Source organism: Flexistipes sp. (genome assembly GCF_036172515.1).
GTDB lineage: Bacteria > Chrysiogenota > Deferribacteres > Deferribacterales > Flexistipitaceae > Flexistipes.
The window spans coordinates 204,466-218,242 of sequence record NZ_JAXKVW010000003.1 but is presented as its reverse complement, the minus strand read 5'-3'; the positions used below and the strand labels follow the sequence as shown (position 1 = coordinate 218,242).

Below are 13,777 nucleotides of genomic sequence, written 5' to 3'. Positions count from 1 at the left end.
CGTTTTAAATTCATCTGTGAGTACCTCTTTATTACAAGAGGATTCGCTACACTTACAAGATAACCACATTCCTTGCTCAAATGGGTTGCTAATCTTAAATGGTATACTCCCGTATTTTCCAGCATAAAAAGAACTTTGGAAAAATCTATTCCCTTCTCCTTCTTAACAAAATCATTAAAAAATGATTTTATCGTGTTTCTTGTCTCATAACCGGTGTGGCTCTTACCGTCATATAAGCTGATTGACAACGTTTCCTTGGATACATCAATTCCCACTACTTTCTCATAGCTCTTCATCGTAAAGCTCCTCATTTTTTTACTTGAGCTTTGCTTTCCTATACGCTATCATCGTAACACATGCAGGCTTTATGCCTAATGTTCCGTTCAGGTTTCGGAAAGCTGAAGGTGGGGACAACATTTCGAACGGTTTCGTTGAACCAATGACAATTATGTCCTTTATCACCTTCAGTGCTCTGGAACCTTATACAACTTTTTAATAGCCTGTTAAACAATTTTTCCTACTTTCTTAATATACGATGACAAAACATAATAAATTGTCTGGCATCCTCCCGAAAGAAGCCGAAGGATCTCACTCTATAATATTAATAATTTATGCAAATCTACTTATCTCAAATACTTTTAATTACCACCACTTCACGCGTTACACTTTACGCATCACGGTTTTAAAAATACTTGAAAAAACTGTTGAAGTTATTTATAATCATCCTAAACTATACTGCATTGGTAATACAATATTTTTGTGTTATAATTGTAAAAAAAGGAGGTAGTTTTATGGGAAACATTGGTGAATTTGTAAAAACAGCGGATTATAAGAACGAGAAGCATGTACCGGTTATTGAATGCCCTTCAGGTCTTAAAAAAGGTGAAGCATCCGATGTAGTGGTGAGTGTGGGAAAAGAAATTGCACACCCTAACACTACGGAACATTTTATCAGCTGGATTGCTCTGTATTTCAAACCTGAAGATGGTAACATTTACAATCTCGGCAGAGCTGAATTCCTTTCCCACGGTGAATCCGTTAAAGGTGCCAATGAAGGCCCTGCATACACAGATCCTGTGGCATGTTTCAGAGTTAAGCTCGAAGAAAAAGGAAAACTTGTTGCAGTAAGTTATTGCAACATTCACGGGCTCTGGGAAAGCGAAGTGGATGTGTCATTCTGATAACTAATGCAGGGGCATCTGTCCCCTGCTTTTATACAACACAGCCAATTGCAGCATTGTATTGATAATTTTCCAAAACATTAATCTCCTTATCCAGCAGCTCTTGCAGAAAATATTTTACGCCGTAAAGACTGACAACTCCACCGGCTCCGTATATTTCATATCTTGAAAAACGTTTTATTAAAGGCAGCAGACGTCTGGCAACGGACAAATTGACACCTGCAGATATTTCCTCAGTGGAAACACCTTCTGCAATTTTACCGACAATTTCGCTTTCGGAAAAAATTGCACAGGTACTGCTTAATTTACACGGTTTCTCCGTATAGGCAGCCATTTCATCTATATTTATACGTAAAATGTTAGCTGCATTTTCCAGAAACCTTCCTGTACTGGCGGCACATTTATCGTTCATAACAAAATCATCGATAAATCCGCCTGAAGCTTTTATCACTTTGCTGTCCTGACCGCCTATATCTATCAGTACAAAATCATCCAAACCGGTCTGTCTTCTGGCTCCCTGAAAATGAGCCTTTATTTCGGAAATGACCTCTGCATTGGAGAAATTCATAAGATTCCTGCCGTATCCGGTAGCTGTAATTTTAGAGTTAACGTTATCCAGCAAACTGTGCTCTATTTTAAGCTGGTTGGAAGAGTCCCTGCTTACATATTTTTTATAAAAATCTATTGTGTTATACTTATAAAAGCTTAACTCTCCCTCATTTTCTATGCAGATTTTTACAAATCTGCTGCCCAAATCCATGCCGGTTTTTGTCATTTTTTCCTTTCCTCAAGCATTTCTATAAATGATTCAACCCTTATTTTTGTTCTGGCGTCAACTCCGCCCGGCTCATTTCCCTCAATCGTTATCACGGGAACATCAACCTCTCGCTTGATAATCAAATCCTGCAGCTGTCTGTAGCAAAACGATTGCACATAATGAATAATACCATCCAGCTTCCGCTTTTTTATTTCACGATTAATATCTTCAATTCTGCAGGAGATATCATAAGGATAAGTGTAATCCAGATATTTTTCCACAATATCCCTCTTTTCAGAAATAATGGAAAACTGACGCTGAACCTCATTAAATGCAACATGCACACCTTTATTCTCAAGAAATTTATACAAATCTGTGAATATCGGCGGAACCCCTACAAACCCTATTCTGAGATTACTTTTTATCCTTTCTCTTCTCTCTGCTTCGTCTAAAAAAGTATCCAGATTATCTTCAAAACTCAAATAATCGCCGTTAAAATCCGTTGAGGATACAAGCCACAAATGATTTTCAAATCCGCTCACTTTATTATCAACGGTGAGTTCATCCAGCCTTTTTAACTTACTTCTGACTCCCTGTAAATTTCCCTGAAATTTCTGCACAGTATCAAGATCCGTACCAAGCTCATCAGCTAAAAGGCTCATTTCAGCTTTAAGGGAAACATAACGACTCTTGTTTTCATACGGGTAATTGAAAGTGGTAACATCTATACCTTCCGATCTGAAAATTTCGGTTAATGCATGATTATTACTGCAATCACCGCCTGTTACAGAAATAACTTTATCAACGCTGTTCTGCATAACAGAAGTATAAATACCTTTAATCCAGTTACAGGTATTCCTGGGGAGGCCTTCCTGCTCGGCAAAATCGATAAATGTGTGGGGGTTATTATCCGTTATAAAAATATTGTTAAGATCAACAGGGATAAGGTTTGCTGCAAATATTATTTCCACGGGGATAGTAGTGGTAAAGCCGACTTTTTTCATGAGATACTGAAATCTATATACCTTCTGATTTCCCTGTGGAGACCTTTGCGGTTTTTAAAATTGATATGATTGTTTTCAAAAAAGTTGTCAATTACATTGAAATCAGCTAGGTCTATCTGCCGTCCGTCCTCCAGGGCAACCCTGATAACCTTTGTTTCATCGTTTTCAGCAGTAATCTTCCCCTTTAATTTCTCATCAGATTTTAACAGTGTAACCTCAACAGTACTGCCGTTTTTCTCAAAATCGGCCTCATACCAGTTCATGTTGGAAAATACAGCCATCCATTTTGGTTCCATAACTAACCCTTTATAACACATATTGGTTTAATTCTCGCCGTTTTTTCGGCAATTTTCAGATTATGCACCACATCAACAACGTTTGCAACATCTTTGTATGCATCCGGCATCTCTTCCTTGAGTGTTTTTTTACCTCTGCTCATCACATAAATATTTTTAACCTTTAACTCCATTGCAATATTACGATCTCCGGCAGTTTTGACTGCTTTTTTGCGGCTCAGTACCCTGCCGGCGCCGTGGCAGGCCGAGTTAAAAGAAAGTTCCGGAGCATTTTTTGCACCCGAAAGGATATAGGAATATCTGCCCATATCACCCGGAATAATCACAGGCTGACCGGCTTTTTTAAGATGCTCCGGCAAATCCTTATGACCGGGAGGCAAAGCTCTGGTAGCTCCCTTCCTGTGTACATATATTTCACAGTTTTTAGATTTTAAATCAAAAAACTCTTTTTTTACTATATTATGAGCCACATCATAAATAAGCCTGTAATTTAAATTTTCCGGTTTTACTTTGAAATAATCCGCAACTGCTGAAACTGCCAGATTCATAAGGATTTGTCTGTTAGCCCATGCAAAATTGGCAGCACACGCCATGGCAGAAAGATATTTTCTTGATTCATCACTGTCAACAGGTGCACAACTCAGCTGCTTATCGGGAACACTAATTTTATATTTTTCAAGTGCCCTTTCGAAAATCTTGAGAAAATCGGTACAAATCTGATGACCAAGCCCGCGGGAGCCAGAATGAATCATCAGTGTTAATTTTCCTTCTTCAAGCCCCCAAAATTTTGCCGTTTCATTATCAAAAATTTCATCCACTAATCCAATCTCAAGGAAATGATTCCCGCTCCCCAGAGTTCCGCATTGATCTGAACCCCTCTCAATAGCTCTTTCTGAGACCTGCGACGGGTCTGCTCCGGAGAGGCATCCGAAGGATTCAGTGTTGTACAGGTCAGATTCGTTACCGTAGCCACTATTCACTGCCCACTTTGAGCCTTCCTGCAGCAGCTTTGTCATTTCTTTATTTGAAAGCTTTATATTTCCACCCTCACCCACTCCGCATGGAATCTTTTTATATAAATGCTTCACGAGAGACTCAGGGTTTTTAAGTTCCGATTTGTTAATATCAAATGTAATCAGTCTGACACCGCAGTTTATATCAAACCCGACACCCCCCGGCGTGATTACGCCTTTGTCGGCATAAACAGGAAGCACTCCGCCGATAGGAAGGCCGTAACCGTAATGAATATCGGGCATAGCATACACTCCGTTGGCTATACCGGGGAGCATTGCGGCATTCTTCAGTTGTGTAAGGCTTTGATCATTCTCTATATCTTCCATCATCATATCTGATGCATATAAGAATGCCGGTACATTCATTTCAGGATAATCATCTCTGGAAATTTTATATACATTCGCCCGTATTTTGTTTATCTTCACATTTACCTCAATTTTAAAATACTTCTACCATACAGTTTTGGTTTTGGCTCCGTCCACAAGAAGCGTAACACCGCTAATATAACTTGAAGCATCGGACAGTAAAAAAGCACCGGCTCTGCCTATTTCATCCGTTGTGCCATATCTTCTTAATGGAATGGAGGACATTTCATTTTTCTTATGTTTTTCCAGTGGGATATTCAGCATTTTTGAGTTTATTTCATCAAGGTGCTTTACCCTTTCCGTGTCTATTCTTCCCGGTACTAAATTGTTGAAACGGATATTTTCCGGACCGAATTCTACAGATAGACTTTTCATCAAGCTGGTTACACCGGATCGCATAACGTTTGACAGCAGCAGTGACTCTATAGGCTCTTTTACGGATGAGGAGGTCACGGACAAAACAGATCCCTTACCTTTTTCTCTCATTTTAGGCAGTACAGCCTTTATCATCCTCACAGCGCTCATAAGCGTTAGTTCAAATGCACTCTGCCAGTCTGAGTCGTAAAAATCCAGAAACTTTCCGGCAGGAGGGCCGCCGGCATTTACAAGCAAACCATCGGGGTCTCCCAATTTTGCCGTTCCGAATTCTACCCACTCCTTTATGGATCTGGCATCCGAAGCATCCAGAAAATGACCGACAACTCTGCCCTTTCCCAACTTATTCAATTCAGAAACACTTTTATCAACCTGCTCTTCATTTCTGCTGCCTATTAAAACATCCGCATCTTCCTCAGCCAAAGCTTTTGCCACACCTAAACCGATACCCTTTGATGATGCTGCCACAAACATTGCTTTGCCCTTTAGCCCAAGATCCATGGTTATACCCCTGTATTTTAGTATATTGAGCCCCTTGAATAAGTACCCCACCCAACCTCCCCTAATTTAGGGGAGGAGCTTTATCTCCCCTCCTATCAAAGAGTTAGGAGGGGATTAAGGGGTGGTAAAATTTATAAGAATACATTATTCAAAGGTCTCATATTTTTAAATATTTTACAAAATATCAATTTTACAAGTAGAAATCCGTTAAAAACATTAAATAGAAATCAGAAAACGATTAGATTATCGAAAGTATTTCTTCGGCGGCCTTCTTGGATGGATCGATTCGATCAAATTTACTGCTGATATTTTCTATATCTTTTTTAAACTTATCGTAATTATTAAGAATCATCTCAGTTTTGTTAATAATATTTTCTGCATTCATATCGCTCTGCAGTAATTCAGGAATAATTTCTCTGCCTTCAATGATATTAGGCAGTCCGGCATATTTTGTTTTTACCAGCATTTTGCCGATAAACCAGCTTAACGACCCAACTTTATACAACAAAATCATCGGCGTTTGATTTAAAGAAGTTTCCAAAGTTGCAGTCCCGGAGCAAACCCATGCAAGCTTGGAATATTTCATCACATCATAAGTACAGTTTTCTGCCATTTTGACTTTAGTGTTATCTGTATACTCTGCAATTACATTGGCATTCACACCGGCCGCCTTCGCAACAACAAATTCAAAATTATCTGCAAAATGTTCAGAGGCCTTAATCATTTCCGGCAACAATCCGGAAATTTCCCGTTTCCTGCTACCGGGCAATAGCCCGATAATCTCTTTATTTCCATCTAATGAGAGATATTTACAAAATTCGCTTCTGTTTGCAAATGTGTACTTCATATTGTCCACTACAGGATTGCCCACATAGGTCGCATCTATACCTTCCCGCTTAAATAGTTCTTCCTCAAAAGGGAGAATGCATAAGACTTTATCAATATATTTTTTTATTTTGTGTACCCTTGAATAATGCCACGCCCAGACCTGGGGAGCTATGTAGTAAACTACTTTACAATTTTTCGCATGTGCTTTTTTGGCAAACCTCAGATTAAAGCCGGGATAATCAACCAGTATAACCAAATCCGGTTTAACTTCATCGAGCTTTTCTTCAAGTGTTTTGAACATTCTGTAAATGAAGGGGATATTTGAAACGATATCATCCAGACCGATAATCGTCATTTGGTCTGTTCTGAAATACTGCTCCTGACCCAGTGATTTGAGGTTATCCCCGCCGGTACCGTATAAAGAAACATCCGCCAGCTTCTGCAGCTGACGGATGAGATTACTTCCGTGAATATCGCCGGACTCTTCGCCGGCAATCATAAAAACTTTCATTTATGCACAGCCGTCAACCACTGACTCGAATGATGAGATGGAATCCCCCTCACTTACAAATCCACATTCATAAACAAACGTTATAATGATTAATGCTAACATAAAATGCTTCATAATACTCTCCTCCTAAATAACTATTCAACCACTCTCGGGGTTATAAAAACCATTAATTCTTTTTTATCAACGATCTTTTGTTTAGACTTAAACAGCCACCCTAAGAACGGAATATTTTGTAAAAACGGTACACCCTGCACCGTGCTTGTTTCCGAATTTTCATAAATGCCGCCTATAACGGTTGTCTCACCATTTTCAAGCAAGACTTGAGTGGAAGCCTTCTTTTCTTCAGTAGTTGCAGTATTTGCAGTAACCTGCCCCAATGTACTTTTTTCAACCTCTATGTTTAAAAAAATCATGTTATTCGGTGTGATCTGGGGAGTAATATTAAGTTTTATACCCACATCCACTTCTTCAGTTTCTGTATTATCCCCGGTGGGAACGATTATAGCTGTGCTCCCGCTTTTGATTTCAGCTTCCTGGTTGTTCAAGGTAGTTATTCTTGGGCTGGATACTGTTTTAACTTTATTCTGAGTTTCAAGCGCGGATAAAGCAACATCCAGATTAAAAGTATTTGCTACATTTCCGAGGCTAAGGGCTAAAGCTCCTGCAGGATTCCCCACAGGTAAATTAACCAAATATCCGCTTCCACTCGGACCCGTTGCTGCTGTATTGCCTTCTACATTAATTGTATTAGGAAAATTTGCGGTGGTTGCAGATTGGTTATAATTACCGCCCCACTGGATACCAATATTCAGGTTGTTTGTGTCAAAAACTTCAACAATACGGGCCTCGATCTCCACCTGCGGTATAGGCTTATCAAGTTTCGCCAAAAGTTCTTTCGCCCTCTTAATCCCGGACTTAGTATCTGAAATAATAAAACTGTTAGTCCTGCTTTCTACCTGTATTTTGCCTCTCTCAGAAAGGACACTTGAAATTATTCCTTTGTACTCTGACGCATTGGAATAGTTTACAGACACTATTTCCGTATGGATAGGCTCAAATTTCTGTTGTTCTTTCTCCTGCTGTTTTGCATCAAGTTTAGCCTGTTGCATCTGCTGATAGCGTTCTTTGGTAACCACCCACGTAATATTATTTTCTTTAACTTCCATCAGATTGCTTTCTTTATATATCATCTCAAGGGCATTTCTGTAGTCCACTTTATCCAGATAGAGAGTTACTGTTCCCTGAACGTTTTTGCCGAAAACGAGATTCTCCGCCCTTCCGTAATAAACGAGTCTGATTGCCTCTTTAACATCCATATTTTTAATATTGATACTGATGAGGTCTTCTTTCTTAGTCTCTTTCTTTGATTTTTCCGCTGATTCAACTGGCTTAGCTTGCTCTTTCATCGTTATATCGGCTTTTGAAAACTTACTAAAGCTGCCGGTTATAAGTATGCCTTCGGGCATTTTATCAACTTTTGCGTAAATATCTCCATTGGGTTCAACAATCAAAGATGTTTTCCCGTTTATCTCCAAAACCTTTACTTTCTTAAAAGGCTGATTATCAAAAGCCACTACATTCTTAACTGAGTTTAAAAGTTTTAGCGGGGCATCAAAAGTAAGCACAAGATTGCCATCGATAACCTTTTTAGTGAAAGGTACGTCATTTGTCAGCTTTAATACAATACTTTGGTAATTGTTTACAAAAATATTGTCCATTGAAACAATATACTTTGCTTCCTCGGGTACTTCTGAAATATTGTTTGAAACTACAAGATGGTTGCCATCTTGTCCCGCAAAAATAGGCATGGATTTGGTGATTTCAAAAATAAATCTCACTTTCTGAGGTGGGTAATAACTGCCGACTTTAACGGATTCGATTAAGCCTTTCCCCGGATAAGCATCCCTGGCAAGTTCACTCTTCACTCCAAAAAGATCCAGGTAAAATTTACCGTCATCAAGATAACCGTAATCATATCTGACTATACCATCTACACCAATATTAACGAGAAGATCTGATCCGCTTGACAGATTGTTATAACTTTCCACGTAATTTGCCACTGTATGTTCGGATACATTTATACTTCCGGTATCCAAGCCGCTTTTGCCAATAACTTTTGTTTCCGATAAAGGTTTAAAATTTACTGTCAGCTGCCGGGCACTTTCATTGAAAGAATAGCTGACATCCTGTTTCAGCTTTACTTCTATCGTGGCGAAATTAGCAGAGGGTATAAGACTTACATTTTCAACTATACCGGCTGAATAATTATATGCCATCAGATCAGCTGAAAAATCTGCACTTTCCACCATTGCAATTATCTTATATGGCGTTTTTGAGTAATATGTATTAAATAAAGCCTCGCCGTCTGTGGCAATATTCATTTCATAGGTGTTATTATTTTTATCGACAGAAATGTTCGTAACGGAAATTTTTTGTGTGTCCTCATCAGCAGTCTTAACCGGTTTCTGAGCACACGATACCAGCAGAACAAGCATAATAAAAACGGAGAGCAGCTTGAGGAGATAAGGTATATGCAAAGCTCCCCGGCTAATATCTTTATAAGTGATTGGCGAATTTATTTTTCTACTGATAGTGGATTTCATATTACTTCCTCCTTAGGCTCCAATGTTAATTCTTTGATAACACTACGAACATTTCCAAAAATATCCTGTTCTCTTTGCCTTATACGCATTTTATTTCCGGAGATGTCAATAATTACACCTCCGTTTTTACCGATTCTATCGCCCGTTTTAACATAATATGTATTTCCTTCGGCATTGAGCACACCTATTACTCCTACATCTCCCTGCAATGTGCCTACCAGAGATATCTTTTCTAACGTAACATTCCTTAACGGATTAGCTGAGACTCCTTCCTCGAGTTGAGATTCTTTGTATATTTCGACAACTGACCTAAACGGATTCTTCTGGAACGTATATTCCAAAGGCACATATTTGTCAGCAAAAAGCCTCTTAAGCTCTTTGCCCTGCTCTTGAATATTACTCACATCAACCTTAACAGGCTTAACTGGCTCTTCTTTTCTCGGCGTGAATTCTGTTTTTTCAGAAAAACCGGGGATCATATCGCATGCTGCGAACAAAAGCACAATAAGCAATATAAAACAATAAACCAAATATTTGTTTAACATACATGGCCCCTTTAATAAATTACGGTATAATATACGCATCATCAATTCCCCTTCGGGACATTAAACATATACGAATTCAAACCCAAATTAACATTTAAAACAATTTCTCCTTCTTTATCTTTTATCCCTTTTATCTGCATACTCCTCAAATTTATAATTTTATCAAGATAATTCATTCTGTATAAAAAGCTTATTAACTCCACATACCCTGCTTCAACATTCATATTAAAATTAACTGATGAATGGAAATTATCTATCCGATTCAACCCAGCAGGCTGAAAAAGCAGAACCTTAACTCCGTTTTTCTCAGCCAGTCCTACAATTTGATCATACAGCTCATTATAGCTCCTTTCATTTGGCAGAACCTCCAATACCATGTTAAATTGTTTATTTAGCAGCTCAACTTCCCTTTTAAACTGGTCGTAACTTAAAGCAATCGGCTTCAGTCTTGAAACCTTAAGACTTAGCGAATCATACTGCTGTTTAAGCTGCGTAATTTTTTCCACCCTGGGCTGATACATAAAATAATAAAATAAAGCAACCAGGATAACTATTACTAATACTTCAACAATAATTCTGTATCGTAGTGGAACCTTTTCTAAAAAACGCATAATCACGCCCCACCCAAACGAACATCAGCGGTAATACTGAAGTCATTTATATCTATATTTTCTACCGTCTTTTTTCTTACGACCTGCAGATTAACATTTGTAAAAATTTTTGATTCATACAGATTAACAATAAATTCGTTTACCGAGGCTGTTCTCAAAGATGAACCGGATACATTGATACTGTTGCCGTCAAAACTGATAGAGCCTACCCAGACATCCTCCGGCATAGCCTTCTCAAAAACGGTTAAAATTTTATAGTAACCTTTTTGATCCTGTTTTAATTTCTTTACAATGTCAATTTTGCTTTGCAGTTCCTGTTTCTGTTGTTTAAAAGCATCAACTTCTCTTTTCACCTGTTGTAATTCTCTGTACTCTCTGTTCAACTTATCAATTTCTGTTTGAATCAGCTGGGCTTTACTGTTAAGTCCTTGTACAATGAGATTAAAACTAAAAACCAAAGCTACGACAATTATAAAAAACAATAGTAGCTCAAAATATACAGGACGAAATTTTTTCTTTTTACTTAGTAATAAATTAATTTTTATCATTTGTCACCCGCCTTTCGTAAAGCAAGCCCTACTGCAACGTTAAATAAGTACATATTCTGATTAAGGTAATCTAGATCCACTTTCTTATCCACTTCAATATTGGTAAAGGGGTTGAAATAGTTCACATCCAGAGAGGTTTGCTTGCTTATATTTTCTTTGACATTGTACAGATTGGAGCCTCCGCCGCAAATATAACATTTTAATACATTCTGGTGGCTACTGGTATAAAACATATCGAAAGTATTTTTAACTTCTGCGGCAAGCTGACTGCCGAACTCATCAAAAACACCCTGCAATTCCTCATTAAACTCCACCGCCTCTGCATCCCTTAGCAAAGTAGTGGCTTCTCTTTCGTTGACATTTAATCTCTGCTGAATAAGCTCGATACAGTCTTTCACTCCAAAGTTTGTTTCCCTGGAAAACTCGTACAAACCGTTCTTGACAAACAAAATGAGCATAGAAGAATGACCTATATTTATAATTGAAGTAATGTCGCTGTCTGTTCCATAACCCATTTCAAAAGCATTTATTAGTGAAAAGACTTCCAAATCAATCAACTCGGGTTTTAGTTTTGCTGATTCCAGAACGCTTATCATATCAGCTATCAAATCCTTCCTTGCAACTGCCAGCAAAACATCCGCCTGATCAACCTCCTGATCTTTGTTTAATATTTGATAGTCTATATTTACTTCATTTATATCCATTTGAATGTACTGTTCAGCTTCCCATCTAAAAACTTCATCGAAATTTTTAGCATCTATAGATGCTACAGTGAGGCGTTTGGCAATAACTGCATTCCCCTTGAGGGCACCCGCAACTCTCTTATGGGAAAATTTGTTGTTTTTGAAAATCTCCACTATCGAATTGACCAGTTCGCCATAATCAACGATTGTTCCTTCTGATATAACATCTGCAGGCAATTCCTTATGAGTGATATTGCTTAGAATATAGCCGTCTTTCTTGCTTTTCAGTTCCAATACTTTTACAGAGTTGCTCCCTATATCAACACCGATGAGATTTTCTTTTTTACCAAACATGACAACTCCTAAATATGCAATTTTCTATAAAAACAGCTCCGTCTCCCGGTATGACATGCAGGTCCTTTCTGTTCTACCAGGTAAAGGAGACAATCTCCATCGCAGTCCAGATATACTTCCCTTACTAATTGAATATTACCAGAACTTTCACCTTTTTGCCAAATTTTTTTTCTGCTTCTGCTGTAGTAATGTGCATAACCCGTTTCCTTAGTTAACTTTAAAGCCTCTTCGTTAACATAAGCCTGCATAAGAACTTCTTTATTATCAGCATCCTGCACTACCACAGGCAGCAACCCGTTCATTTTTTTCCAATCAATCAACGTTATCTCCTTTTATATTAACAAAATATTAAATAATCTGCAAATAAACTTATATAAATTATTTTTTCAGATAATTCTGAAAAAGCTCTTCAAACACCCTTTTTTCTTCCTCTTTGGTTAATTTAAGTCCTCTCATCTTCATTCCATGAACCAGCTTTCTCCACTCTTCTCTGGTTCTCTTTTTCTGATAAATTCTTTCCGTTGAATGACAGGTGCCGCAATGTTCTTCAATGACCTTATTTCTCTCGTAATCGGCACAACCTATCAATGTAAAAAAACTAACAAATACGAGGCAAAAGCTCACCAACCGGCATCTCGACATTTCTGATTCCCCCTATAGGTGTCTTAAGCATTACTTTATTTTCGCTGCATACTTCTCCTATCAAGGCAGCATCTGCCCCCACCTTAACACTTTTAATTTTATCAAGAATTTTAGAAGACAAGGCTGATTCAACTATCAGAAGAGCTGCACCTTCATTGGCAACACTCAACGGGTCAAATCCCAAAAACTCGCAGAGATACTTCACATCCTCCCGCATAGGAATTTCATCTTCATCAACCAAAAAACCGAGGCCGGTCTTATCAGATATTTCATTCAGCACTGCTGCTACACCCCCTCTTGTAGCGTCCCGGGCGAATTTAATCCCTTTATAGCCTGATACCTCAAAAAGCGGATTTAAATCTGCACAATCCGATTCAATTTCACTATCGATATTGAGCCCCTCCCTTTTTGATATAATACACATTCCGTGTCTCGCTATATCCGAAGTTAATATAATTTTGTCGCCGGTTTTTATTTTACCGTAGTCGTTAAGTTTCTTTTTTAAAACCCCAATGCCGGCGGTATTTACAAGTGGGGATTTCAGCCCCGAAGCAGAGATTACCTTTGTATCTCCGCACACTATCTGTACACCTGCCTCCTCGGCGGCAGCTCCGGCAGATGCAACAATTTTCTCCGTATCTGAAAATTTGTACCCTTCGGGAACAATTAGTGAAAATGATAAAAATTTCGGTTTGGCGCCGGAGACCGATAAATCATTGCAGGTTCCGTATACTGCCAGTTTACCGATATCACCGCCGGGGAAAAACTCCGGTTCCACAACGAACGAATCAGTGCTGAATGACAATTCTCCGTTTATATCCAGGTATGCGGCATCACCCAAATTTTCAAGAATACTATTACCAAAGTATTTGCAGATAATATCTTTGACAAAATCGTTTGTAGACTTTCCTCCGCTTCCCAGAGCCGAGGTTATTTTTTTATCTTCCATTTTTATTCAG

16 protein-coding genes are annotated in these 13,777 nt (G+C 38.4%); 1 reads left to right on the top strand and 15 read right to left on the bottom strand.

The features are described from left to right. Positions 1-296 (bottom strand): IS110 family transposase (locus UMU13_RS04140; RefSeq protein WP_328217319.1); only part of this gene is annotated, 296 nt, incomplete at its 3' end. A 495-nt stretch (positions 297-791) separates the two neighbouring features. Here UMU13_RS04140 and UMU13_RS04135 point away from each other — a divergent pair. Further along, positions 792-1,181 (top strand): class II SORL domain-containing protein, encoded by a 390-nt coding sequence (locus UMU13_RS04135; protein WP_328217317.1) that lies wholly within the window; start codon positions 792-794, stop codon positions 1,179-1,181. Positions 1,182-1,212: 31 nt separating this feature from the next. Here the strand turns inward: UMU13_RS04135 and UMU13_RS04130 are convergent, their stop codons facing one another. The 14 genes from UMU13_RS04130 to hypE all read right to left on the bottom strand — a co-directional run bounded on the left by UMU13_RS04130 (position 1,213) and on the right by hypE (position 13,767). Next, positions 1,213-1,956 carry an acyl-CoA dehydratase activase gene (locus UMU13_RS04130; RefSeq protein ID WP_328217316.1) on the bottom strand — a complete coding sequence of 248 codons (744 nt, stop codon included), beginning with the start codon at positions 1,954-1,956 and terminating at the stop codon, positions 1,213-1,215. Continuing rightward, positions 1,953-2,942, bottom strand: coding sequence for a 2-hydroxyacyl-CoA dehydratase family protein (locus tag UMU13_RS04125; protein WP_328217315.1), 990 nt, complete (start codon positions 2,940-2,942; stop codon positions 1,953-1,955). The genes UMU13_RS04130 and UMU13_RS04125 overlap by 4 nt, the downstream gene beginning before the upstream one ends. Then, on the bottom strand, positions 2,939-3,238 hold the full coding sequence (locus UMU13_RS04120) for a hypothetical protein (protein WP_328217314.1): 300 nt from the start codon (positions 3,236-3,238) through the stop codon (positions 2,939-2,941). The genes UMU13_RS04125 and UMU13_RS04120 overlap by 4 nt, the downstream gene beginning before the upstream one ends. Positions 3,239-3,240: 2 nt before the next feature. Then, on the bottom strand, positions 3,241-4,677 hold the full coding sequence (locus UMU13_RS04115) for an RtcB family protein (RefSeq protein ID WP_328217313.1): 1,437 nt from the start codon (positions 4,675-4,677) through the stop codon (positions 3,241-3,243). A 24-nt stretch (positions 4,678-4,701) separates the two neighbouring features. Beyond that, positions 4,702-5,544: an SDR family oxidoreductase gene (locus tag UMU13_RS04110; RefSeq protein WP_328217311.1), complete on the bottom strand. Its 843-nt coding sequence runs from the start codon at positions 5,542-5,544 to the stop codon at positions 4,702-4,704. A 187-nt stretch (positions 5,545-5,731) separates the two neighbouring features. Beyond that, positions 5,732-6,832: a lipid-A-disaccharide synthase gene (gene lpxB / locus UMU13_RS04105; RefSeq protein WP_328217310.1), complete on the bottom strand. Its 1,101-nt coding sequence runs from the start codon at positions 6,830-6,832 to the stop codon at positions 5,732-5,734. A 134-nt stretch (positions 6,833-6,966) separates the two neighbouring features. Further along, complete coding sequence (locus tag UMU13_RS04100) at positions 6,967-9,435, bottom strand: type IV pilus secretin PilQ (RefSeq protein WP_328217309.1); 2,469 nt, start codon at positions 9,433-9,435, stop codon at positions 6,967-6,969. Beyond that, complete coding sequence (locus tag UMU13_RS04095) at positions 9,432-9,980, bottom strand: pilus assembly protein PilP (protein ID WP_328217308.1); 549 nt, start codon at positions 9,978-9,980, stop codon at positions 9,432-9,434. Before UMU13_RS04095 ends, UMU13_RS04100 begins: the two co-directional genes overlap by 4 nt. Before the next feature lie 41 nt (positions 9,981-10,021). Further along, positions 10,022-10,591, bottom strand: a complete 570-nt coding sequence (locus tag UMU13_RS04090; RefSeq protein ID WP_328217307.1) for a type 4a pilus biogenesis protein PilO — start codon at positions 10,589-10,591, stop codon at positions 10,022-10,024. A gap of 2 nt (positions 10,592-10,593) precedes the next feature. Continuing rightward, positions 10,594-11,139, bottom strand: coding sequence for a PilN domain-containing protein (locus tag UMU13_RS04085; protein ID WP_328217306.1), 546 nt, complete (start codon positions 11,137-11,139; stop codon positions 10,594-10,596). Further along, the gene (gene pilM / locus UMU13_RS04080; protein WP_328217305.1) at positions 11,136-12,176 is read right to left on the bottom strand and encodes a type IV pilus biogenesis protein PilM; all 1,041 of its coding nucleotides are present in this window, start codon (positions 12,174-12,176) and stop codon (positions 11,136-11,138) included. Before pilM ends, UMU13_RS04085 begins: the two co-directional genes overlap by 4 nt. Before the next feature lie 8 nt (positions 12,177-12,184). Beyond that, positions 12,185-12,496 (bottom strand): phosphoribosyl-AMP cyclohydrolase, encoded by a 312-nt coding sequence (gene hisI, locus UMU13_RS04075; RefSeq protein ID WP_328217304.1) that lies wholly within the window; start codon positions 12,494-12,496, stop codon positions 12,185-12,187. A gap of 58 nt (positions 12,497-12,554) precedes the next feature. Further along, positions 12,555-12,764: a hypothetical protein gene (locus UMU13_RS04070; RefSeq protein WP_328217303.1), complete on the bottom strand. Its 210-nt coding sequence runs from the start codon at positions 12,762-12,764 to the stop codon at positions 12,555-12,557. Positions 12,765-12,774: 10 nt separating this feature from the next. After that, positions 12,775-13,767 (bottom strand): hydrogenase expression/formation protein HypE, encoded by a 993-nt coding sequence (hypE, locus tag UMU13_RS04065; protein WP_328217301.1) that lies wholly within the window; start codon positions 13,765-13,767, stop codon positions 12,775-12,777. Positions 13,768-13,777: the final 10 nt, after the last annotated feature.